Raw genomic sequence first — 21,792 nt, 5'->3', positions numbered from 1 at the left:
CGGACCGTAACCCGGATCGGAGGCCGGTATGGCGTTCGTCGCGCCGCAGCTGCACGAGGTGACCCGTGGGCTCGCGTTCCCGGAGGGCCCGGTGGCGCTGTCCGACGGGTCGGTGCTCGTGGTCGAGATCGCGGCCGGGCGGCTGACCCGGGTGCTGCCCGACGGCGGCCACGTCACCGTCGCCGAGACCGGGGGTGGCCCGAACGGCGCCGCGATCGGCCCGGACGGCGCCGTCTACGTCTGCGACAACGGCGGCTTCACCTGGCACACCCGCCCCGACGGCACCGTGTACCCGGGCAACCAGCCCGAGGACTACCGCGGCGGCGCGATCCTGCGCGTCGACCCCGACACCGGCCGCTCCACGGTGCTCCACGACGGCCTGCGCGGCCCCAACGACATCGTCTTCGCCGCCGACGGCACCTTCTGGTTCACCGACCTCGGCAAGCGCCGCCCCCGCGAGGTCGACCTGGGCGGGCTGTACCACGCCCGTCCCGACGGCTCGGCGCTCACCGAGGTCGTGCACCCGCTCATGACCCCGAACGGCGTGGGCCTGTCCCCGGACGGGTCACGGCTCTACGTCGCCGAGACCGCGACCGGCCGTGTCTGGTGCTGGGCGGTGACCGGACCCGGCACGCTCGCCGCGCCGCCGGAGCTGCCCGGCCCGCCCGGCCCCGGCGACGCCCGGCTGCTGCACGGCTTCGCCGGGTTCCGCAACCTCGACTCGCTCGCCGTCGACGGCGACGGGAACGTCTGCGTCGCCACCCTGGTCTCCGGCGAGGTCAGCGTGCTGTCCCCGGCCGGGGAGCTGCTCGGCACCGTCGCGCCGCCCGAGCACGACCCGCACGTCACGAACATCTGCTTCGCCGGCGCCGGGTCGCGCGAGGCCTGGGTCACCTCGTCGGGGTGGGGGCGGCTCTACCGCTGCACCTGGCCGGTCGACGGCCTGGACCTGGCGTTCCGCCGCTGAGGGCCCGGGTCAGCCGCGGACCGGCGGCTCGATGGTGATCGGGGCGCCCCAGCCGTCGTAGCGGACGAGGACGTCGAGCGCCGCGCCGTCGGGGAGCTGCTGGCGGACCCGGCTGCGCAGCGGCCTGCGCTCGGCGTCGACCCAGATCTCCGCGCTCAGCCGGGTCAGCCCGGCCCGCTGCTGGGCCTGCAGCGCCGTGCGGCGCGCCGGGTCGGTCTCGGTCGCCGCGGCCCGGACCAGGTCGACGACCAGTGTGTAGTGCACGGTCGGGGTGCCGTCGACGGCGTCGTCGGCGGCCTCGGCGACGAGCACCGCGTCCGGGTAGCGCGCGACCGCCCCCAGCGGGTCCAGTCCGGCGGCGACGTTCGCGGCCAGCGTCGCGTGGGACATCTGCTCCGGGGGCAGCGCGACCCGGCCGGCCTCGCCCCAGCCGCGGTCGCCGGGGCGCAGCCAGGTCCGGCCGTCGATCCGGATGAGCTCCGTGCTCCGGGCGACCGCGCCGGACGGGCCGGAGCGCAGCAGCAGCCGCACCGCGGGGGCGTCCCCGTCCTGGTCGACCCGCAGGGCGCCGTCGCCGGTCACCGGGACGGTCGTGCCGTCGTGGGTCAGGGTGCCCGCCACCGACAGCGTCGAGCCGCCGTCGAGCCGGGTCCGGGCCCGGACGTCGGTGATCAGCGGCGCCGGGTCGTAGTACTTCGGCAGCGCGGCGGGCGCGGCGGCGGGCGGTGCGGGGGTGTCACCGAGGGAACCGGGCCAGGCGCAGCCGGTCAGCCCGGGCACCAGCACCGCCCCGCACAGCAGCAGCGTCATCGCGCGCCGTCCCGGCACTACCCGCTCCCCGGCCGTCGTCGTGATGGTCAGAACCTGTCGCTCGCCAGCGCCACCAGCACGCGGCGCAACGCCTCGAGTCTGCCTCCTCCGAGTGCGCCGGAGGCGACCAGGTCGTCCAGTGCGCACTCCGGGTCGGCGGGCGGCCCGAGGTGCCCGCAGCCGCGCGGGCAGTCCTCGATCGCGGTCGCCAGGTCGCCGAACGCGGCGACGACGTCGTCCGCACCGACGTGCGCCAGCCCGAACGAGCGCACCCCGGGGGTGTCGACCACCCAGCCGTCGGCGTGCGGGAACGCGAGCGCGGCGGTGGTCGTGTGCCGTCCCTTCCCGACACCCGACACGACCCCGGTGGCCTGCTCGGCGGCCGGGACGATCGCGTTGACCAGGGTGGACTTGCCGACCCCGGAGTGCCCGACCAGTGCACACAGCCGCCCGGACAGCTCCTCGCGCAGCGCGTCCAGCCCGGACGGAGGCCCGGACTCCGAGCGCCCGGTCACCAGCACCGGCACGCCGAGCTCGCGGTACTGCGCCGCGAACGGCTCCGGGTCGGCGAGGTCGGACTTGGTCAGGCACAGCACCGGCTGCAGCCCACCGGCGAAGGCCGCGACCAGGCAGCGGTCGACGAACCCGCTGCGCGGCACCGGGTCGGCGACGGCGGTGACCACGATCAGCCGCTGTGCGTTCGCGACGACGATCCGCTCGTAGGGGTCGGTGTCGTCGGCGGTGCGGCGCAGCACGGTGTCACGCTCGGCGACCCGCACGATCCGGGCGAGGGTGTCCGGCTCTCCGGACAGGTCCCCGACGAGGTCCACCCGGTCCCCGACGACGACCGGCGTCCGGCCCAGCTCGCGGGCCCGCATGGCGACGACCTGGGGCAGGCCCGGGTCGGCGTCGACCGCGCAGGTCCACCGTCCCCGGTCGACGGCGGTGACCATCGCGCGGGTCGCGTCGGCGTGTGCGGGCCTGCGCTTGCTGCGCGGCCTGCTCCCGCGCCGTCCGGGGCGGACACGGACGTCGGACTCGTCGAGCCTGCTGATGTCGCGGGGCATGTCAGTTCCCGACCAGCGCCGCCCACCGGCCGGGGAAGTCCGGGATGGTCTTGTCGGTGCTCGCCACGTCGTCGATCTCGACGCCCGGCACCACCAGCCCGATGATCGCGCCCGCGGTCGCCATCCGGTGGTCGGCGTAGGCGCCCCACGGCCGGTCGGACCGCCCGGTGAGCGGCTTCGGCTCGATGACCAGGCCGTCCTCGGTCTCGGTGACGGCACCGCCGAGCGCGGTGATCTCGGTGGCGAGGGCGGCGAGCCGGTCGGTCTCGTGGCCCCGCAGGTGCCCGATCCCGCGCAGCCGCGAGGTGCCCGACGCCAGCGCGGCCACCGCGGCGACGGTGGGGGCGAGCTCGCCCGCGTCGTGCAGGTCGACGTCGACGCCGGTGAGCCGGTCCGGTCCGGTCACGGTGAGGCCGTCGGCGGTGTGCGTGACCGTGGCGCCGAACTGCTCCAGGACCGGCAGGACGTCGACGCCGGGCTGGGTGGTCTCGGCCGGCCAGCCGCGCACGGTGACCCGCCCGCCGGTCACGACGGCCGCGGCGAGGAACACCGAGGCGTTCGACAGGTCCGGCTCGACCGACCAGTCCCGCGCCGCGACCGGGCCGGGCTCGACCCGCCAGGTGTCGGGCTCGGCGTCGTCGACGGCCACCCCGGCGGCGCGCAGCATCTCCACGGTCATCGCGATGTGCGGCAGCGACGGCAGCGGCGCGCCCTCGTGGACCACGGTCACGCCGCGCTCGAACAACGACCCGGACAGCAGCAGCCCGGACACGAACTGCGACGACGCCGACGCGTCGATCGTGACCTCGCCGCCCCGGACCGGGCCCCCGTCGAGCACGAACGGCAGCGCGTCGGCGGCGCCGTCGTAGGACACGGTGGCACCGAGTGCGCGCAGCGCGTCCAGCACGGTGCCCATCGGGCGCTCCCGGGCGCGCGGGTCGCCGTCGAAGCGGACCGCACCGGACGCCGTCGCCGCGGCCGGGGGGACGAACCGCATGACCGTGCCGGCGAGCCCGCAGTCGACCTCGGCGGGCGCCTCGGGGGTCCCGCCGCGCAGCCCGGGGTGCGCGCCGATCTCCACCGTGTCCCCGAGCGTGGTGACCGGGACGCCGAGCGCGGCGAGCGCCCCGGTCATCAGCGCGGTGTCGCGGGTGGGCGGGGCGCCGTCGACCCGGACACCGCCGCCGGACAGGCCGGCGAGCAGCAGCGCACGGTTGGTCACCGACTTCGACCCGGGGACGGTGACGGTGCCGGTCACCGGCGACCCGGGCGTGGGGGCGGTCCAGTTGCTCACGCCTCCATCCTTCCCCACGTGGGAGGATGGGGCGCATGTGCGGCCGTTACGCCTCCACCAAGGCCCCCGCGGACCTGGCCGACGAGTTCCACGCCGTCGACGCGACGCAGGAGACCTCGCAGCGTCCGGACTACAACGTGGCGCCGACCAAGGACATCACCGTGGTGGTCGAGCGCCACCCCCGCGACGAGGGCGGCGAGCCCGACCGGGACACCACCGAGCGGTCGCTGCGCACCGTGCGCTGGGGGCTGGTGCCGTTCTGGGCGAAGGACCCGTCGGCGGGTGCGCGGATGGTGAACGCCCGGTCGGAGACGATCACCGAGAAGCCCGCGTTCCGCCGCGCGGCCGCGTCGCGGCGCTGCCTGTTCCCGATGGACGGCTGGTACGAGTGGCAGCGCCACGACGCCGTCCCGAAGTCCCAGGGAGGGACCGGCAAGCCGACCAAGCAGCCGTACTTCACCCACTACGCCGACGGCGCCACGATGGCGATGGCGGGCATCTGGGAGTTCTGGCGCCCGAAGGGCGACGAGCTGACCGAGAAGTACCCCGACGGGCTCGTCACCGCCTGCGTGCTCACCACCGAGGCGGTCGGCCCGCTGGCCCAGGTGCACGACCGGATGCCGCTGCTGCTGCGCCCCGACGACTGGTCGGACTGGCTCGACCCGGACCGCGGCACCGGCGACGAGGGGGTGACCCGGCTGCTGGTGCCGCCGTCGCCGGAGCTGGTCTCCACCCTGGACATCCGGCCGGTCTCGCCGCAGGTCAACAACGTCCGCAACAACGCGCCCGAGCTGCTCGACCGGCTCCCCGACGACCAGGTGACCGAGCCGATCCAGCTCGACCTGCTCTCGTGACCGCGGCGCGCGAGGTCGACACCCCGCGCGGCCCGGCCCGGGTCACCCTGCACCGGGCGGGGTCCCCGCGCGGGCTGCTGCTGCTCGGGCACGGCGCGGGCGGCGGCGTCGACGCCCCCGACCTGGTCACCGCGACCGCGGCGGCCACCGCCGCCGGGTTCGACGTCGGCCTGGTCGAGCAGCCCTACCGGGTGGCGGGCCGGCGGGCCCCCGCCCCGGCCGGGCACCTCGACGAGGCGTGGCTCGCCGTCGTCGCGGCGGTGCGGCCCGGCCACGACGGCCCGCTGGTCGTCGGCGGCCGCAGCTCCGGCGCGCGCGTCGCCTGCCGCACGGCGACGACGGCCGGTGCCGCCGCGGTGCTGTGCCTGGCCTTCCCGTTGCACCCACCGGGCCGCCCGGAGCGGACGCGGGCCCCGGAGCTCGAGGCGGCCGGGGTGCCGGTGCTCGTGGTGCAGGGCCGCAGCGACCGCTTCGGTGTCCCCGGGGACGGTCCGGACCGCCGGGTCGTCCTGCTCGACGGCGACCACGGCCTGAAGCGGCAGCACGACCTGCTCGGGTCCGCCGTGGGGGAGTGGCTGGCGACACTCGCCCGGTGAGTCGGTGAGGGTCGCCGCCCGGAGTCGTTCCGGCTCTGCGGCCCCCTACGACCTCGGCGACCCGCCGGGCGCGGTGAGCCGGGCGGCGATCTCCGCGGCCGGGACCGGGCAGCCCAGGTGCCAGCCCTGCCCGACGTCGCAGCCCAGCTGGTGCAGCCGTCGGGCCTGGCCCTCGGTCTCCACCGACTCCGCGACGACGGAGAGCCCGAGGGTGTGCGCCAGCTCGATCATCGCCGAGAGGATGACCGGGCTGTCGACGTCGCGCGGGGCGCCGTCGTCGTCGTCCGGGCAGGCGCCGCCCCGGCCGGTGACGAACGAGCCGGCCAGCTTGAGCACGTCCACCGGCAGCCGGTGCAGGTAGACCAGGTTGGAGTAGCCGGTGCCGAAGTCGTCGATGGCGATCCGCACCCCGAGCCGCGAGAGCTCCTCCAATGCCTGCACCGGCCGCCCGGCGGCGGACATGAGGTCGCTCTCGGTCAGCTCCAGCTGCAGCGACGACGCGGGCCACCCGGTCCGCTCCAGCACGTCGGCGATGCGGGCGACGGCGTCGGGCCTGCGCAGCTGCTGGCCCGCCACGTTCACGCTGAGCACGAGCCCGGCGTCGGCACCCCCGTCCACCCAGTACCGCGCGTCGGTGCAGGCCCGCTCCAGCATGTGCAGCCCGAGCGGCACGATGAGTCCGGTCTGCTCGGCCAGCGGGATGAACACGTCCGGGCCGAGCCGCTCGCCGTCGGCGGTGCGCCAGCGGGCCAGCGCCTCCACCCCGACGACCGAGCCGTCGTGCAGCGACACCAGCGGCTGGTACTCCAGGTGGAACTCACCGCGCTCCAGAGCGCCCGGCATCCGCCCGGCCAGCTCGAACAGATGCACGTCGTTGGCGTGACGGGCCGGGTCGAACACCGCGATCCGGTCCCGGCCGTCGCGCTTGGCCCAGTACATCGTGGTGTCCGCGGCCTGCATCAGCTCGGCCGTCCCCTCGGCACCGACGGCGCCCACCGCGAACGGCCGGTCGACGATCCCGATGCTGGCCGAGACCACGACCTCCCGGCCACGCACGTGCACCGGCCGTCGGACGACCGCCAGGGCCTGCTCGGCGACCGCGGTCAGCTGCTCGACGCCGGCGCAGCGCTCCACCAGCACGACGAACTCGTCGCCGCCCATCCGGGCGACGGTGTGCCCGGCCGGGCGGAGCTCGGCGTCGAGGCGGTGTGCGACGGTGCGCAGGAGCTGGTCGCCCGCGTCGTGGCCGAGGGTGTCGTTGACGGCCTTGAAGCCGTCGAGGTCGAGGTAGCAGACCCCCACCGGGGCGGGGGAGCCGTACGGGCCGGCGAGCGCGGACTCGAGCCGGGTGAAGAACAGCGAGCGGTTCGGCAGCCCGGTGAGCGGGTCGTGCTCGGCCTGGTGGCGCAGCCGTGACTGCAGGCGGCGCCGCTCGGTGACGTCGGAGACCATCGCGACGAGGTAGCGGGGCTCGCCGTCGGGGGAGCGGACCAGCGAGACGGTCAGCTCGGTCCACACCTGGTCACCGTCGGCCCGGAAGTAGGACTTCTCCATCCGGGCGTGGCCGATCCGCCCGGCGAGCATGGCCTCGATCTGCGGCCACATCTCCGGGGTGTCCTCGGGGTGGATGAACTCGAACACCGAGCGGCCCACGAGATCGCCCGGCCGGTAGCCGAGCATGGCGGTCAGCGTGCGGTTGGCCTCCAGGATGCGGCCCTCGGTGTCGGCGACGCTGATGCCGAGCACGGAGCTCTCGAAGACGACCCGGTAGCGCGCCTCGGACTGCCATCGGGCGTCCTCGGCGGCGGCGCGCGCCGCGAACGCGGCGGAGCTGATCCGTTCCTGCTCCAACCGGGTGCGGTCGCGCAGCGTCCGGGCGTACCCCGTCGACAGCGCCCCGACCGCCGCGGTCCAGCGGCGGAACCGTTCCGGGTCCGGGCTGGGCCCGGCGAAGTGCCGGGCCAGGACGTCGATCGAGCAGCGCAGCGCGGCCGGGTCGGTGAGGTGCGCGGCGACCAGCTCGGCGCCGACCTCCTCGGCGATCGCCTCCTCCGCCCGTCCCTCGACGACGGCGGTGAACCACCAGGCCGCGCCGGACAGCACCGCGTACAGGTCGGCGCGGGCGGCGGAGACGAAGTTGCGGGCCTCGATGGCGCGCACCCAGGCGTCGGTCAGCGCCGACGGCCCCGGTCCCTGCCCACCGGGCAGGACGGGGACGGGCTTCGCCACGACGGCTCTCCCTCCGACGGTCAGATCCCGGGCTGCCCGGCGTGACGGGCGACGGCGGCGAGCCCGGGGTAACGCTGCGCCTCGGGGCCCACCGGGGACTCCGGACGCCAGAGCGGGATCCGCACGACGCCGGGCTCGACCAGCTCCAGATCACCCAACAGCGCCGCGACCTCCTCGGTGTCGCGCATCCGCATCCGGTTCGGGGACCTGTCCCTGTTGTAGAGGTTCTGGGCCCGGCTCGCACCGGAGAGGCCCCCCTCGTCACTCGCGTGGCTGACGACCACGTGGCTGCCGGGTGCTGCCGCGCCGGCGTAGGCGGCGATGATCCCGGCCGGGTCCGCCTCGTCCGGGACGAAGTGCAGCACCGAGACGAGCAGCACCGCCACCGGCCGGGACAGGTCGAGGTGGGCCCGGGTCACCGGGTCGTCGAGGACGCGGAGCGGGTCGGTCAGGTCGGCGGCGAGGACGGCCGTCGACGGGTCGCCGTCGAGCAGCGCACGGCTGTGCGCGACGGCGATGGGGTCGTGGTCGACGTAGAGGACCCGCGCGTCGTCGCAGGCGGTCGCCGCGACCTCGTGCACGTTGCCGACGGTCGGGATGCCGGACCCGAGGTCGAGGAACTGGCGGATCCCGTGGGCGCACAGGTGGTGCACGGCCCGGCGCAGGAACGCCCGGTTGGCCTGCGCGACGGCCGCCATCTCGGGCAGCGCGTCGAGCACCTTCTCGGCGAAGGCGCGGTCGGCCTCGAAGTTGTGCGACCCGCCCAGGTAGTAGTCGTAGACCCGGGCGACGCTCGGGCTGGTCATGTCCACCTCGTCGGGCGCCCATGCCGGTCGGTCCACGCGTGCTCCCCGTAGCTCGTCTCGATCGGTGGCGACGGCGTCCTGCTGCCGTCGGTGATCGACCCTACTGGCGCGGTGCCCGGATCGGACCCCGTCCGGGTGACCCTCTGCGGTCAGCCGGTTGCGATCGGTGCGACGACGGCGCCGGTGAGCGCCACCAGGTCCGCCGGGGCGAGCTCGATCTCCAGGCCGCGCCTGCCCCCGGAGCAGAACACCGTCGGGTGCTCCTGCGCCGAGGCGTCCAGGACGGTCGGCAGCCGCTTGCGCTGGCCCAGGGGCGAGATGCCGCCCGCGACGTAGCCGGTGGCCCGCTCGGCGTCGGCGACGTCGGCCATGACGGCCTTCTTCCCGCCCGCGGCGGCGGCCAGCGCCTTGAGGTCCAGCTGGGCCGACACCGGCACGATCCCGACCGTCATGGCCCCGTCGACGAGCGCGACGAGGGTCTTGAACACCCGGCGCGGGTCCTGCCCCATGACGGCGGCGGCCTCCTCGCCGTAGCCGGCGCCGTCGTGGTGGGTGTAGGTGTGCAGCTCGTGCGCCACCCCCCGCCTGCTCAGCAGTGCCGTCGCCGGGGTGCCCCTGCCCGCCATCGTCGGTGTCCTCCGTCCCGCCCCGGGGCCGACCCGGGGGTGACGGCGAACCTACGGGAATGCTGTCCGGCGCCGCACCGTTGTTCCGGGCGTGACGACATCAGTGATGGAGAGGCCCGGGGCCGCGCCGCCGGACGGCCGTGAGCGGCCGGGGCGCGTACCCTCCGACGCGTCCGCCGTGCCGGTGACCCGCACCGGTGCGCGACTCGTGTCACTGGAGAGGGAACCTTTGTCAGTACAGCCGGATCAGCCGGACCAGCCGGAGACGGGCGCGGCAGGGACCGATCCCGCGGAGCTCGCCGCCCTGGTGGGTGTGGCCGACGCCGACGGCAACCGTGCGCCCGAGGACGAGAGCGTCTCCGACCGCACGGCCCGCTTCGAGCGCGACGCGATGCCGCTGCTCGACCAGCTCTACGGCGCGGCGCTGCGCATGACCCGGAACCCGGCCGACGCCGAGGACCTGGTGCAGGAGACCTTCCTCAAGGCGTACTCGGCGTTCGGGTCGTTCCGCCGCGGCACCAACCTCAAGGCGTGGCTGTACCGGATCCTGACCAACACCTACATCAACGGGTACCGCAAGCGGCAGCGTCAGCCCCTGCAGTCGCCGACCGACGAGATCACCGACTACCAGCTGGCCCAGGCCGGTGAGCACAGCTCGACCGGTCTGCGCTCGGCCGAGGTGGAGGCCCTCGACGCGCTGCCCGACAGCGACGTCAAGGAGGCCCTGCAGGGCCTGCCGGAGGACTTCCGCATGGCGGTCTACCTCGCCGACGTCGAGGGGTTCGCCTACAAGGAGATCGCCGAGATCATGGGCACCCCGATCGGCACCGTCATGTCGCGGCTGCACCGCGGCCGGCGTCAGCTGCGCGACATGCTGACCGACGTGGCCCGCGAGCGCGGATTCGTCCGCGACGGGGCCGCCGGCGCGACCGGGGACCGGGAGGTGACGGCATCGTGAGCGCCGCCGAGGACTCGGGCGCACCGCTCGAGCGCAACCCCATGATCCAGGACCCGCCCGCGAACACCGGGTGCACCGAGGTGCTGGCCGAGGTGTGGCTGTTCCTCGACCACGAGTGCGACCAGGAGCGGCGCCGCCTGCTCCAGCAGCACCTCGACGAGTGCGCGCCCTGCCTGGCCGAGTACGGCATCGACGAGAAGCTGAAGGCGCTGCTGGCGCGCAAGTGCGGCGGCGAGGCGGCCCCGGCCGGGCTCAAGGACCGGCTGCGGTCGCAGATCCGCTCCGCGGTGCTCGAGCAGGCCCAGGTGACCGTGGAGAGCGGCCCGGACGGCACGAGCGTCTCGGTGTCGCACCAGCGCACCGAGTACCGCCGCTCCGGCGGCTGACCGGCACCGCCGCTCCGGCGACACACGCGAGAGGGCGGGCACCCCACCGGGGTGCCCGCCCTCTCGCGTCGGTGCCGCCGAACTCAGCAGTTCGGCTTCTTGCCGTGGTTGGCGCCCTTCTTGGCGCGGTCACGGCGCTTGCGTGCACGCTTGGACATCTCGACCCTCCTTCCCGTCCGGGTCACGGTTCCGCGGCGTTGCCGCGGGAGCTTCGTACGCGCGATTCTCGCATGTGGTGGGATGGGCGATCGTGACCACGCTGAGCGAGCTGCTCGCCGAGCACACGACGATGGACGGCGAGACCGCCGATCACCTCCAGCGCGTGGTCGGCGAGTGGCAGTTGTTGGCCGACATGTCCTTCGCCGACTTCCTGCTGTGGGTGCCGCTGGACGACCTCCACACGGGGACCGGCGGTGCCTCCCGGGCGGCGACCGCGCAGTTCCTGTGCGTCGCCCAGGCCCGGCCGACCACCGCGCCGACCGCCCACCCGGACGACGTCGTCGGCCGCCGGGCGGTGCCGGTGGAGGTCGGTCAGCTGCGCCGGGCGGTGCTGGAGGGCCGGATCTGCCGCGACGACGACCCGCGCTGGCACCTGGAGGTGCCGGTGCGCCGGGAGACCATCCCGGTGCGCTTCAAGGGCCGCACGGTGGCGGTGCTGTCCCGGGACACCAACCTGTCCACCCCGCGCGTCCCGAGCCCGCTGGAGATCGCCTACCTCGGCAGCGCCTCGGACCTGTGCCAGATGATCGTCGACGGGACGTTCCCGCCGCAGTCCGGCCCGCCCGGCTCGGCCGAGGGCAGCCCGCGCGCCGGGGACGGCCTGGTCCGCCTCGACGTGCACGGCAACGTGGCCTACGCCAGCCCGAACGCGTTGTCGGCGTACCACCGCATGGGCCACGCCAGCGACGTCGCCGGCGCCGACCTCGCGACCGTCACCAAGGCGCTCGTGCTGGACCCGTTCGACGCGAAGGACGTCGCCGGCCGGATCAACGAGGCCCTCGACGGCGCCCCGTCCACGCGGATGGAGGTCAAGGGCCGCCGGGCGACGATGCTCGTGCGCGCGCTGCCGCTGCGGCCCCGCGGCGACGCGGCGGGCGCGCTGGTGCTGGTCCGCGACGTGACCGACCTGCGTCGCCGGGACGCGGCGCTGATGAGCAAGGACGCCACCATCCGGGAGATCCACCACCGGGTGAAGAACAACCTGCAGACGGTCGCGGCGCTGCTGCGGATGCAGGCTCGGCGCAGCGAGAACCCGGAGGCTGGCCGGGCGCTGGAGGAGTCGGTCCGCCGGGTCACCTCGATCGCGCTGGTGCACGAGGCGCTGGCCTACTCCGTCGCCGAGGTCGTGGAGCTCGACGAGCTGCTGCCGAAGGTGCTGCCCGCCATCCGCGACGGCGCGACGACCGAGTCCCGTGCCCGGGTGCGCGTCGACTCCGGGTTCGGGGCGCTGCCCGCGGCGAAGGCCACCCCGCTGGTGCTGGTCCTGGCCGAGCTGACCCACAACGCGCTGGCGCACGCCTACGACCCCGGCACGGCGGGGGAGGTGGTCGTCAGCCCGGTGCGCTCGGCGAGCCGGCTGGAGGTGTCGGTGGCCGACGACGGCCACGGCATGCCGGTCGACTTCGACTTCGAGAGGTCCAAGGGGCTGGGTCTGCAGATCGTGCGGACCCTGCTGACCTCCGAGCTGGAGGCGACGATCGAGGTGCGGGCCCGGGAGGGCGGCGGCACGGTGGCGGTGGTCCGGGTACCGCTCGGCGGCTCCTGAACGCCGCGGTGGGAGGGGCGGCGGGGCAACGGGTCCGCCGCCCGCCGTCCCCGGGCGGTCGCTGCGGTGCGGCGGGTGACCGATCCCGGTCACTCCCGGTGACCCGGGGCGTGGACGGGGGCCCGGAGGGCACCGGATACGCTCGTCCCGTGACCGTTGATCCCGGTGCCGTGGTCGCGCCGGCACCGTGGTCGACCCTCACGCCGGGGTGGCAGATCACCCCGAACGCACCTCGGGCCCGTGGCCGGTGGCGTCCGGCTACGGGCCCGAGGTCGGGGAGCTACTTCTTCTGCTGTGCGGAGCCGCTGTCCGGGACAGCCGTTCCTGCCGCATTCCGGGCGAGTGCCCGGGCGGGGCTGCCTACGCGGTGCGAGCGCGCGGACGGGTGCTGCGCCGCTTCAGGGCGCGCCGCTCGTCCTCGCTCATGCCGCCCCAGACACCCGCGTCCTGGCCGGACTCGAGAGCCCACTGCAGGCACGACTCGGTGACCGGGCAGCGCCGGCACACGCTCTTGGCCTCCGCGATCTGCATCAGGGCAGGGCCGCTGGTGCCGACCGGGAAGAACAGCTCCGGGTCCTCGTCGCGGCAGATCGCGTCGTGACGCCAGTCCATGATCACTTTCTCCTCTGGTGCGCGATCGGGGTCGCGCCGATCGTCTGTGCGCTTGATGTTACGTACGTGTTTCGCAGCTTGTGAATACTTTCACGAGCCACCGCGGTCCTCAATGGGAAACTGCTCGCGGGATGCGTGAGCGCCCTCATAGGGAACACACGCAGACAGACCAGTGCCCGGGACTTCGAGCCGCCCTGGGCCGGTTCCACGATCCAGTGTCCCTGTCCCACCCGGAATCGGCCACCCGAGAACGATGTCGACCCGGACACCCTCTGAGTGAGGGGTCCGGCCCGGTGGGACGGAACCTCCACGAGCGGCGTTGCTCGTGGCCTCGCTTGCGTAGGGACCACCTTGGATCACGGGTTTGGCCTGGTGTAAGCCCCAACGGGACCGACGGTCCGCTCACATCGGTGAATGGCGCGGTTGCTCACTCCGGCGTGTGAGAGCGCCCGCACGATGCGCGACGAACCGTCCGTCTCACACGACGACGCGTAACGCTCCGGGCACGCTGAGGAATTCCACATCGGTGCGCATTCCGAGGTGGTCGCCGTCGAGCTGGAGAGCGAGAGGCTGTTCCGAGGTGATCCGCACCCGGCCGACGGCGTCGTGCCGGACGATGTGCCGCCCGTGCGGGTCGCCGTCGGCGGCCAGGATCTGGCGCAGGGTCGAGGCGATCGTCCGCGGGCTCAGCCCGGTGAGCGCGAACAGCCCCAGCCCACTGCCGAACGACGAGCGGGGGTTGGTCCGCACCGCGCGGCCGGACAGGAAGGTCCACGGGTCGGTGTTGGAGACGAACGCCAGCCGCACCCCGGTCAGCGGCGCCGCGTCGGGGAGCTCCACCGTCATCGACGGCGGACGGCGCAGCTGCGCGAGGTACTGGGCGATCGCGGTCAGCGCGTAGCGGCCGGGGCTGGCCTCGTGTCCCTGCGCGCGGGCGCGCTCGACCGCGGCCACCACCTCGGCGTCCCAGCCCATGCCGGCGTTGAAGGTGAACCAGCGGTCGTCGGCCCAGCCCAGGCCGACCAGCCGTCGCCGCCGGTGGGCCAGCGCGGTGAGCACGTGCCCGGTCGCCTCGACCGGGTCGCGCGGCATGTCCAGGGCGCGGGCGAACACGTTCGCCGAGCCGCCGGGGACCACCGCGAGCATCGCGGTGGCGTCCGGGTCCGGCCGCGGGGCACCGCTGCCCGAGCCGGTCTGCGCGGCCAGCAGCCCGTTGACGACCTCGTTGACCGTCCCGTCGCCCCCGAGCGCGACGACGAGCTCGACGCCGTCCGCCACGGCCGCCGCGGTCGCCTCTGCCGCGTGGCCCCGGTAGCGGGTCTGCAGGACGTCGAGCTTCAGCTCGCTGGCCAGGGCCTTGGTCAGCACGTCCCGGCCGGCGGCGGTGGTGGACGTGGCCTGAGGGTTGACCACGAGCAGCGCGCGCACGGGGCGACTGTATCGACCGCGCACCGGCCGGTCCGTCGGCCGCCCGGCGGTGGCCGCCGCGGCGGGCGGCCTATCCTCGGTGGGTGGCCGATGACCGCGACGACCGCCCCGTGACGCGGGAGCGACCGCCGGAGAACGTGCGGGTGGCGGGGGTGCTCGTCGCGGCCGAGGGGCTCGTCGGCGCCGTCCTCGCGGTCGTGCTGGGCGTACGCGCCCTGGAGGCCGGTGGCGCCCGCCTCTACTACGGGCTCGCCGAGGCCGGGATCTTCGTGCTCCTGGCGGCCGCCGTGGCCGGTGTCGGCTACGGGCTGGTCCGCGGGGTGCACGGCTGCCGCACCCCGGCGATCGTCGTGCAGCTGCTGCTGTTCCCGGCCATCTACTACGCGCTGGGCCCCAGCCGTCAGCTGGTGTGGGGCATCGTCTGCGGACTGTTCGTGCTGTTCACGTTCCTGATGCTGATCAGCGAGCAGTCCCGGCGCTGGTCGATGGGCGACGAGTACCCCGAGGACTAGCGGGCCGCCGCCCCGCCGGTCCGCCCGGCCAGCGCGACGAGCGGGTCGCCGGTGAGCCGGTAGGTGGTCCACCCCTCGTTCGGCACCGCGCCGACGGAGCGGTAGAAGCCGATGGCCGGGGTGTTCCAGTCCAGCACGTTCCACTCCAGGCGCTTCCAGCCGCGCCGGGCCACCTCGGCGGCCAGCTCGGCGAGCAGGGCCGCGCCGTGCCCGCCGCCGCGGGCGCCGGGGGTGACGTAGAGGTCCTCCAGGTGGATCCCGGCGACGCCCTCCCAGGTGGAGAAGGTCCGGAACCAGATGGCCGTGCCGACGACCGCGCCGTCGTCGCCGGTGGCCACGAAGGCCCCGGCCGAGGGGTCCGGGCCGAACAGCGCGGCGTGCAGCTGGTCCTCGGTCAGCCCGCACTCGTGCGCGGCCTTCTCGTAGTCGGCCAGCTCGTGCACGAGCCGGACCATGACCGGCACGTCGTCGGGGGTGGCCGTACGGACGCTCACTGGTCCTCCGCGGGGGTGGGGCGCTGGTTGACGTGGTCGAGGCGGGGGACCCCGCGCTCGAACCCCAGCACGCTGACCCCTGCCGGGTCCATGCGGAAGTGCACACCGCCACTCGCGGGCAGCCCGATCCAGCGCGCCGTCAGTACCCGGGAGAAGTGGCCGTGTCCCACGAGCACGACGTCGCCGCCGCCGAGCAGGGCGCGCGCGTCGGTGAGCACGGCGTCGGCGCGCGCGGCGACGTCGCCGGGGGTCTCGCCGCCGGGCCACGGCCCGTCCCAGATCGTCCAGCCCGGCAGGGACTCGCGGATCTGCGGCGTGGTCCAGCCCTCGTTGTCGCCGTAGTCCCATTCGACGAGCCGGTCGTCGACCGCGTCCACGTGCAGCCCGGCCAGCTCGGCGGTGTCCCTCGCGCGCGTGCGCGGGGAACAAAGCACCCGGGCGGGCGGGGCGTCGTGGCGGACCAGGGCCAGTGCGTCGCGCACCCGGCGGGCGGCGGCCCGGCCCTCGTCGGTCAGCGGGACGTCGGTACGGCCGGTGTGCTTCCCGGTGCGCGACCACTCGGTCTCGCCGTGGCGCAGCAGGAGGATCCGTCCGTCCGGATCGGCGTCGGTGCTCACGGGCGGCGACGCTAGTCGCGGACGCTGCGGGACGCTCGCGGTGATCACGTCACCCGGTCGGGTCGGATCCGGACCCGACCGGGCAGTCCGCCGGGCGCGCCGTACCCGCAGGGTGGCCGGATCGGATGGGATCCGTGGCGGACCACGAGCCGAGGAGCGTCATGTCGTCGCAGTTCTCCCGCCGCCCCGCGCGGCGGCGCATCGCCGGGATCGCCGCCGCGGCCGGCCTGGCGGTCACCGCCGCGCTCACCGCGCCCGCCGCCGCGGGCGTCGCGACGGCCGCCCCGTCCGCCCCGGCGGTGCAGGCCGGGGCGATCGGACCGGGCGTGCAGATCGCCACCCCGGTCACCGGCGGCGCCGAGCTGTGCACGGCCAACTTCCTCTACACCCCGGCCGCCGGGCAGGACGGGCACCGCGACGAGCCCGGCGGCCGCGGTGCCGAGCACCAGGCCGCCCCGGCCGGGGTGCTCTACCTGGGCGCGGCCGCGCACTGCATGGCGGGCGAGGACGCGATGTCCTCGGTCGACGGCTGCCGTGAGCCGGTCATGCCGGAGGGCATCGAGGTCGGCATCCGCGGCCGCGACGGGAAGAACTACACCGGACGGGTCGCCTACAACTCCTGGGCGGTCATGCAGGACCGCGGCGAGACCGACCCGCAGCTGTGCCTCTACAACGACCTCTCGCTGATCCGGCTGAGCCCGGCGGCCGTCGCCGTCGCCGACCCGACGGTCCCCGGCTTCGGCGGCCCGACCGGGCTCGACACGGACGGCACCGAGCAGGGGGAGAAGGTCTACAGCTTCCAGCCCAACCAGCTCGTGGCGACGCCGTACAAGCAGGGCCTGAGCCTCGGGCAGCCGGAGGGGCCGCGCACGCACGTCGTCTCCACCACGCCGCCGGGGGTACCGGGCGACTCGGGCTCGGGCTACCTCGACGCGCGCGGCCGGGCGTTCGGGCTGCTGTCGAGCCTGATGCTGCCGACCAACACCAACGGGGTCACCGACATCGCCCGGGCACTGGCCTACGCCCAGCGCTACGGCGAGGTCGGCGCCCTGGAGGTCGTCCCCGGCCGGGTCCCGTTCACACCCGGTGTGCTGCCGCTGACCGAGCTGCCCAGCGGCCCGTCGCTGCCCGCGCTCCCGCTGCCCGACCTCACCCCGGCGCCGCTGCGCTGACCCGCTGACACGGCTCCCGGGACGGGCGTGCGGTGATCCGTACGCCCGTTGGTGTGCGGGTGGCCACTCCGGACGCGCCGGGTGACCGGTTCCCGGCGTCCACCCGGTTAGACTCCTCGCCAGATCCGACAGCTCGTCCCGGCTCGGCGCCCCTATCCCGGCGCTGCGCGCGGGATGGCCGTCCGGCACCGCGAGCAGGTCGACGTCAACCCGCGACGCCCGGTGCAACGGCAGGCGCGTCCGTGCGCCGCTCTCGTACCGCACCACCCGTGGAGTCTTCCCATGACGCTCGCCCAGGACCCGACCACCCGTTCCGCCCCCGACCGGCACGAGGTGTTCGGCGCGCACGAGGGCGGCAAGCTCGCGACCGGCCTGACCGCGCCGCTGGCCGACGAGCGCGACCTGTCGATCGCCTACACCCCCGGTGTCGCCGACGTCTGCCGCGCCATCGCCGACGACGCCTCGCTCGCCGCCCGCTACACCTGGGCGCACCGGCTGGTCGCCGTCGTCAGCGACGGCACCGCGGTGCTCGGCCTCGGCGACATCGGGCCGCGCGCGTCGCTGCCGGTGATGGAGGGCAAGTCGGCGCTGTTCAAGTCCTTCGCCGGGCTCGACTCGATCCCGCTGGTGCTCGACACCACCGACGTCGACGAGATCGTGGAGACCCTGGTCCGGCTGCGCCCGACCTTCGGCGCGGTCAACCTCGAGGACGTCGCCGCGCCGCGCTGCTTCGAGCTGGAGCGCCGCCTGGTCGAGGCGCTCGACTGCCCGGTCATGCACGACGACCAGCACGGCACCGCCGTCGTGCTGCTCGCCGCCCTCGACGGCGCCTGCCGGGTGCAGGGCCGCTCGCTGTCGGACCTGCGCATCGTGATCTCCGGGGCCGGCGCGGCGGGCATCGCCTGCGCACGCATCCTGCTGACCGCGGGTGCCTCGGACGTCGTGCTGCTCGACTCGCGCGGGGTCGTCGACGCCGGCCGCGGCGGGGAGAAGGCCGCGCTGGCCGCCGTCACCAACCCGCGCGCGGTCACCGGCGGGATCGCCGAGGCCCTGGCCGGTGCGGACGTGTTCGTCGGGCTCTCCAGCGCCACGCTGCCCGAGGAGCTGCTGGCCACGATGGCCCCGGAGTGCATGGTCTTCGCGCTGTCCAACCCCGACCCCGAGGTGCACCCGGACGTCGCGGCCCGGCACGCCGCGATCGTCGCGACCGGCCGCAGCGACTTCCCGAACCAGATCAACAACGTGCTGGCCTTCCCGGGGATCTTCCGCGGCGCGCTGGACGCGCACGCCCGTCGCATCACCGACGACATGAAGGTCGCGGCGGCCCGCGCCATCGCCGACGTCGTCGCCGACGAGCTGTCCCCGCAGAAGATCGTGCCCGGCCCGTTCGACCCGCGGGTGGCACCGGCCGTCGCCGCGGCGGTGGCCCGCGCCGCGGGCGACGCCGGCGTGACCGCGGGCTGACGGACGGCCATAACCCCGGTTACGAAACGTGTGCGACCGGGGTCTGCGCCGAACGGCACGGCGCGCTGTGAGCGGTCGAACACACACGGTCGGATCGGTTGCCACCGCTCGCCGAGCACGTCACACCCTTCACCCTCCGGCGACTACCTGTCACCACCCGTGAGTGACGGGCAGAGCAACGGCGTTGGGCCGAACGGTCCCGTCACTCGCTGTATCGGGTGGCTCGATCGGTCTACCCGCCCGGATCGCCCGGCACGGTGGCTCGTTGTTCCCCACGGAGCTGCCGAACGGAACGGAGGCGGGCGTGTCGGAGCAGGAATCGCGGGCGGGACACCGTCCGGGTGCATCGGTCGGGGACCCGGCCGGTGGACGCGCGGAGCAGGCACCGGGTGCCCGCCGCGACAGGGACCGGGACCCCGGTCTCGCCGGTGACCTCGCCCGGGCCTTCGCCGGTCCCGGTGGCACCCCGGCGGGCCGCGCCCGGCCCGCTCCCGAGAACGAGCCGCTCCTCGGCCGGGCGGAGGCCCTGAACCTCGCCGCCGCGCCGGACGCCGAGGTCTCCGGCGCGGGCTTCGGGGAGCCGCCGTTCGGCAGCGCCCGCCGCCTCCCCGGTGCGCCGCGCCCGACCGGCCCGGCCCCGTCGGTCGCCGAGGCGGCCCCCGGCCCGGGGACCACCGGGTCCGGGGCCGCGGGTGCCGACGGTGCCGACCACTCCGCGGTGCAGCTCCCGCCCTCGCCCGCGATGGTCTGCGACGCCGGGGGCGTCGTCGTCCACACCAACGCCGCGCTCCGCCGCCTCGCCGGCTCCGCCGACCCGACCGGCATGCGGCTCCCGCAGCTGCTCGTCGGCCCGGACTCCGACGCCCGTCTGGTCCGTGCCGACCGCCGCCTGGCCCGGGTCAAGGTCGTCCGCTGGAACCAGCCGGGTGATCGCACCGTCGTGCTGCTCACCCCGTTCCCCGACGCCGCGCCCGCCCCGTCGGACGAGGCCCCCGCGCTCGACCTCGAGCGCGCCACCCGCTCCGGCACCTGGACCTTCGACCTGCAGGCCGGGACGCTGACCCGCAGCGAGGGGCTCGTCGAGCTCTACCGCGCGCTCGGCGTGCGCCCCGACGGCCCGGACGGCCCCATCGAGGGCGAGCAGGTCGAGCGGGTCTGCCGGATGCTGCGCCGCGGCCCGGACGCCGCACCGGAGCCCACCACCGCGCACAGCTCCGAGATCCGCCCCGAGGGCGGCGCGGTGCTGTCGTGCCGCACCCGGATCGACCGCACCCCCGGTGGTGCCCCGCTGCGCCTGATCGGGACCGTGCAGGACGTGTCCGACCGGCGCCGGGCCGAGTCCCGCGCGCAGCGCTCCGGGCAGCGGTTCGCCGACCTCGTCGCCACCATCACCACGGGCGTCGCGATGCTCGACGGCCGCGGCCGGATCGTCGACGCCAACCCGGCGCTCTGCCAGCTGCTCGACGCCGACCTGGAGACCCTGCGCGGCGTCCCGGCACGCAGCCTGTCCGCCGAGCCCCAGTCCGACGGCCGCGGCGGCCTGCCGGACTGGCTGCGCGACCCGTCGCATCCCGAGCCGACCTACCGGATCGAGTCGCTGCCGCTGCTGCGCGCCGACGGGACCCGGGTCGACTGCGAGGTCGTGGTCAACGCCGCGCCCTCCGACGACGGCCGCCCCTTCTGGCTGCTCGTCGTCACCGACGTGGGGGAGCGCCGCCGCGCCGCCGACGTGCTCCGCGAGGCCGACACCGTCGACCCGCTGACCCGGCTGCCCAACCGGGCCGGGCTGCTGGAGCTCGCCGACCGGCTGCTGGCCGGGCCGGACGCCGGCCGGGTCGCCGTGGTCTGCGGCGACGTCGACGACTTCGCCCGCGTCAACACCGGCCTCGGCCACGACGCCGGTGACACCCTGCTCGTCGAGCTGGCCGGGCGGCTGCAGCGCGAGCTGCCGTACCACTGCACGGCCGGGCGGCTGTCGGCCGACGAGTTCGCGGTGGTCTGCGCCGACGTCGACGAGGTCGGCGGACCGCAGGCGCTCGCCGCCGTCGTCGCCGGGCTGCTGCGCGGCGACGTCACCGTGGCCGGCAGCCCGATCACGCTGACCGCCTCGGTCGGCGTCGCCGGTCGGGACGCCGCCGTGGCCGGCCCGCAGGCCGACGCCCGCGGCCCCCGCGGCGACGATCTGCTGCGCTCGGCCGAGGTCGCGGTGCGCGAGGCCAAGCAGCGCGGACGCGGCACGGTCGCCGTCGCCGAGCGGGGCGCCGTCGTCCCGGCGCGCCGCCAGCTGGAGCTGGAGGCCGAGCTGCGCGCCGCGATCGAGGGCGACGCGCTGCGCCTGGAGTACCAGCCGGTCGTCGCACCGGACGGCACCGTGCTGTCCGCCGAGGCGCTGCTGCGCTGGTCGCACCCGGTGCACGGCGAGGTCTCGCCCGGCGAGTTCCTGCCGGTCGCCCAGCGCGGCGGCCTGCAGCGCGAACTGGACCTGTGGGTGCTGCGCACCGCGGCCACCGAGGCCGCGACCTGGCCCCGTGCCGGACAGGCCGTTGCCGTCGCGGTGAACCTGGCCGGGCTGCTGCCGGCCGACCCGTCGTTCCTGGCCGACGTCACGGCCATCGTCGAGGGCGCCGGGCTGCCGTGGAACCAGCTGGTGCTCGAGCTCGTCGAGACCAGCCTGGTCGCGCTGCCGCGCCCCGCGCTGGACGCGATGAGCGAGCTCGTGCACCGCGGCGTCCGCTTCGCCGTCGACGACTTCGGCACCGGCTACTCGTCGCTGGCCCGGCTCAAGGAGCTCCCGGCGCAGACGGTCAAGGTCGACCGCGCCTTCGTCACCGGCGTCGGCACCGACCCGGCCGACTTCGCGCTGGCCCGCGCCGTCGTCGAGGTCGCGCGCGCGATGGGCCGCAAGACCGTCGCCGAGGGCGTCGAGACCGCCGAGCAGTTCCACGTCCTGCGCGGCCTCGGGGTCGACGCGTTCCAGGGCTGGCTGTTCGCCCGCTCGCTGCGCCCCGACGACCTGCACCGGGTGCTGCGCGGCGGCGGCCTGCCCACCCCGGCGACGAGCGCGACCCCGGCCGACGGGACCCCGGGCGTCTGGTGAGCCGGTCGCGCCCGCCCGCCGCGGGCGCGACCGCCGTC

General features: G+C 75.4%; 21 protein-coding genes. 10 read left to right on the top strand and 11 right to left on the bottom strand.

Annotation, left to right across the window (positions count from 1 at the left end; genetic code table 11):
- Positions 1–28 precede the first annotated feature (28 nt).
- Entirely contained in the window at positions 29–967 is a 939-nt protein-coding gene (locus ND486_RS10960; RefSeq protein ID WP_251784266.1) for an SMP-30/gluconolactonase/LRE family protein, read from the top strand.
- A 9-nt stretch (positions 968–976) separates the two neighbouring features.
- Here the strand turns inward: ND486_RS10960 and ND486_RS10955 are convergent, their stop codons facing one another.
- Genes ND486_RS10955 through aroA form a run of 3 tightly spaced genes read right to left on the bottom strand, consistent with a single transcriptional unit; the run spans position 977 to position 4,138 of the window.
- A complete protein-coding gene (locus ND486_RS10955) occupies positions 977–1,777 on the bottom strand; it encodes a hypothetical protein (RefSeq protein WP_251784264.1) in 801 nt (266 codons plus the stop codon).
- Positions 1,778–1,824: 47 nt separating this feature from the next.
- Positions 1,825–2,844 (bottom strand): ribosome small subunit-dependent GTPase A, encoded by a 1,020-nt coding sequence (gene rsgA, locus ND486_RS10950; protein WP_208824101.1) that lies wholly within the window; start codon positions 2,842–2,844, stop codon positions 1,825–1,827.
- A 1-nt stretch (position 2,845) separates the two neighbouring features.
- A complete protein-coding gene (aroA, locus tag ND486_RS10945; RefSeq protein WP_251784263.1) occupies positions 2,846–4,138 on the bottom strand; it encodes a 3-phosphoshikimate 1-carboxyvinyltransferase in 1,293 nt (430 codons plus the stop codon).
- Between the two features lie 35 nt (positions 4,139–4,173).
- Here aroA and ND486_RS10940 point away from each other — a divergent pair, with 35 nt between their 5' ends.
- Both ND486_RS10940 and ND486_RS10935 read left to right on the top strand, forming a co-directional pair.
- The gene (locus tag ND486_RS10940; RefSeq protein ID WP_251784261.1) at positions 4,174–4,992 is read left to right on the top strand and encodes an SOS response-associated peptidase; all 819 of its coding nucleotides are present in this window, start codon (positions 4,174–4,176) and stop codon (positions 4,990–4,992) included.
- The gene (locus tag ND486_RS10935; protein ID WP_251784259.1) at positions 4,989–5,588 is read left to right on the top strand and encodes an alpha/beta family hydrolase; all 600 of its coding nucleotides are present in this window, start codon (positions 4,989–4,991) and stop codon (positions 5,586–5,588) included. Before ND486_RS10940 ends, ND486_RS10935 begins: the two co-directional genes overlap by 4 nt.
- Before the next feature lie 45 nt (positions 5,589–5,633).
- Here the strand turns inward: ND486_RS10935 and ND486_RS10930 are convergent, their stop codons facing one another.
- From ND486_RS10930 to ybaK, 3 genes are all read right to left on the bottom strand, one after another.
- The gene (locus ND486_RS10930; RefSeq protein WP_251784258.1) at positions 5,634–7,817 is read right to left on the bottom strand and encodes a GGDEF domain-containing phosphodiesterase; all 2,184 of its coding nucleotides are present in this window, start codon (positions 7,815–7,817) and stop codon (positions 5,634–5,636) included.
- 20 nt (positions 7,818–7,837) lie between these two features.
- Positions 7,838–8,659, bottom strand: a complete 822-nt coding sequence (locus ND486_RS10925; RefSeq protein WP_346104314.1) for an SAM-dependent methyltransferase — start codon at positions 8,657–8,659, stop codon at positions 7,838–7,840.
- A 113-nt stretch (positions 8,660–8,772) separates the two neighbouring features.
- Positions 8,773–9,249 (bottom strand): Cys-tRNA(Pro) deacylase, encoded by a 477-nt coding sequence (gene ybaK, locus ND486_RS10920; protein ID WP_062397495.1) that lies wholly within the window; start codon positions 9,247–9,249, stop codon positions 8,773–8,775.
- 313 nt (positions 9,250–9,562) lie between these two features.
- On the opposite strand from ybaK, the gene ND486_RS10915 reads away from it, so the two are divergent.
- Positions 9,563–10,207, top strand: coding sequence for a sigma-70 family RNA polymerase sigma factor (locus ND486_RS10915; RefSeq protein WP_062403710.1), 645 nt, complete (start codon positions 9,563–9,565; stop codon positions 10,205–10,207).
- A 41-nt stretch (positions 10,208–10,248) separates the two neighbouring features.
- Positions 10,249–10,593: a mycothiol system anti-sigma-R factor gene (gene rsrA / locus ND486_RS10910; protein ID WP_062403708.1), complete on the top strand. Its 345-nt coding sequence runs from the start codon at positions 10,249–10,251 to the stop codon at positions 10,591–10,593.
- Positions 10,594–10,676: 83 nt separating this feature from the next.
- Here rsrA and ND486_RS30020 read toward each other — a convergent pair whose 3' ends face one another.
- The gene (locus ND486_RS30020; protein WP_369804880.1) at positions 10,677–10,751 is read right to left on the bottom strand and encodes a 50S ribosomal protein bL37; all 75 of its coding nucleotides are present in this window, start codon (positions 10,749–10,751) and stop codon (positions 10,677–10,679) included.
- A gap of 92 nt (positions 10,752–10,843) precedes the next feature.
- Here ND486_RS30020 and ND486_RS10905 point away from each other — a divergent pair, with 92 nt between their 5' ends.
- Positions 10,844–12,358 carry a PAS domain-containing sensor histidine kinase gene (locus tag ND486_RS10905; protein ID WP_251784254.1) on the top strand — a complete coding sequence of 505 codons (1,515 nt, stop codon included), beginning with the start codon at positions 10,844–10,846 and terminating at the stop codon, positions 12,356–12,358.
- 360 nt (positions 12,359–12,718) lie between these two features.
- On the opposite strand, the gene ND486_RS10900 is transcribed toward ND486_RS10905, so the two are convergent.
- Positions 12,719–12,970, bottom strand: a complete 252-nt coding sequence (locus ND486_RS10900; RefSeq protein ID WP_043277332.1) for a WhiB family transcriptional regulator — start codon at positions 12,968–12,970, stop codon at positions 12,719–12,721.
- A gap of 477 nt (positions 12,971–13,447) precedes the next feature.
- On the bottom strand, positions 13,448–14,398 hold the full coding sequence (locus ND486_RS10895; protein WP_062397493.1) for a diacylglycerol kinase family protein: 951 nt from the start codon (positions 14,396–14,398) through the stop codon (positions 13,448–13,450).
- A gap of 83 nt (positions 14,399–14,481) precedes the next feature.
- Between ND486_RS10895 and ND486_RS10890 the strand changes: the two genes are divergently transcribed.
- Positions 14,482–14,910, top strand: coding sequence for a hypothetical protein (locus ND486_RS10890; protein ID WP_100878641.1), 429 nt, complete (start codon positions 14,482–14,484; stop codon positions 14,908–14,910).
- Here the strand turns inward: ND486_RS10890 and ND486_RS10885 are convergent.
- Together ND486_RS10885 and ND486_RS10880 are read right to left on the bottom strand one after the other, a co-directional pair.
- Positions 14,907–15,365: a GNAT family N-acetyltransferase gene (locus ND486_RS10885; protein ID WP_251784436.1), complete on the bottom strand. Its 459-nt coding sequence runs from the start codon at positions 15,363–15,365 to the stop codon at positions 14,907–14,909. The two genes, ND486_RS10890 and ND486_RS10885, sit on opposite strands and share 4 nt — an antisense overlap.
- Positions 15,366–15,400: 35 nt before the next feature.
- Positions 15,401–16,021: a histidine phosphatase family protein gene (locus ND486_RS10880; RefSeq protein ID WP_251784252.1), complete on the bottom strand. Its 621-nt coding sequence runs from the start codon at positions 16,019–16,021 to the stop codon at positions 15,401–15,403.
- Positions 16,022–16,146: 125 nt separating this feature from the next.
- Between ND486_RS10880 and ND486_RS10875 the strand changes: the two genes are divergently transcribed.
- The 3 genes from ND486_RS10875 to ND486_RS10865 all read left to right on the top strand — a co-directional run bounded on the left by ND486_RS10875 (position 16,147) and on the right by ND486_RS10865 (position 21,754).
- Positions 16,147–17,193, top strand: coding sequence for a serine protease (locus ND486_RS10875; protein WP_251784250.1), 1,047 nt, complete (start codon positions 16,147–16,149; stop codon positions 17,191–17,193).
- A gap of 282 nt (positions 17,194–17,475) precedes the next feature.
- Positions 17,476–18,657 carry an NADP-dependent malic enzyme gene (locus tag ND486_RS10870; RefSeq protein ID WP_251784247.1) on the top strand — a complete coding sequence of 394 codons (1,182 nt, stop codon included), beginning with the start codon at positions 17,476–17,478 and terminating at the stop codon, positions 18,655–18,657.
- Between the two features lie 304 nt (positions 18,658–18,961).
- Positions 18,962–21,754 (top strand): EAL domain-containing protein, encoded by a 2,793-nt coding sequence (locus ND486_RS10865; RefSeq protein ID WP_251784245.1) that lies wholly within the window; start codon positions 18,962–18,964, stop codon positions 21,752–21,754.
- Positions 21,755–21,792: the final 38 nt, after the last annotated feature.

The organism is Pseudonocardia sp. DR1-2 (assembly GCF_023717215.1).
In the GTDB taxonomy this organism is placed as follows: domain Bacteria; phylum Actinomycetota; class Actinomycetes; order Mycobacteriales; family Pseudonocardiaceae; genus Pseudonocardia; species Pseudonocardia alni.
Note: the sequence above shows the minus strand (reverse complement) of the source record. Positions and strands in the feature narration are given on the sequence as shown.

Excerpts from the sequence above, each read along its gene's own strand:
- ND486_RS10940 (WP_251784261.1), top strand. The coding sequence starts at position 4,174 with ATGTGCGGCCGTTACGCCTCCACCAAGGCCCCCGCGGACCTGGCCGAC.
- rsgA (WP_208824101.1), bottom strand. The coding sequence starts at position 2,844 with ATGCCCCGCGACATCAGCAGGCTCGACGAGTCCGACGTCCGTGTCCGC.
- ybaK (WP_062397495.1), bottom strand. The coding sequence starts at position 9,249 with ATGGCGGGCAGGGGCACCCCGGCGACGGCACTGCTGAGCAGGCGGGGG.
- ND486_RS10875 (WP_251784250.1), top strand. The coding sequence starts at position 16,147 with ATGGGATCCGTGGCGGACCACGAGCCGAGGAGCGTCATGTCGTCGCAG.
- ND486_RS10870 (WP_251784247.1), top strand. The coding sequence starts at position 17,476 with ATGACGCTCGCCCAGGACCCGACCACCCGTTCCGCCCCCGACCGGCAC.
- rsrA (WP_062403708.1), top strand. The coding sequence starts at position 10,249 with ATGATCCAGGACCCGCCCGCGAACACCGGGTGCACCGAGGTGCTGGCC.
- ND486_RS10955 (WP_251784264.1), bottom strand. The coding sequence starts at position 1,777 with ATGACGCTGCTGCTGTGCGGGGCGGTGCTGGTGCCCGGGCTGACCGGC.
- ND486_RS10960 (WP_251784266.1), top strand. The coding sequence starts at position 29 with ATGGCGTTCGTCGCGCCGCAGCTGCACGAGGTGACCCGTGGGCTCGCG.
- ND486_RS10900 (WP_043277332.1), bottom strand. The coding sequence starts at position 12,970 with ATGGACTGGCGTCACGACGCGATCTGCCGCGACGAGGACCCGGAGCTG.
- ND486_RS10885 (WP_251784436.1), bottom strand. The coding sequence starts at position 15,365 with ATGGTCCGGCTCGTGCACGAGCTGGCCGACTACGAGAAGGCCGCGCAC.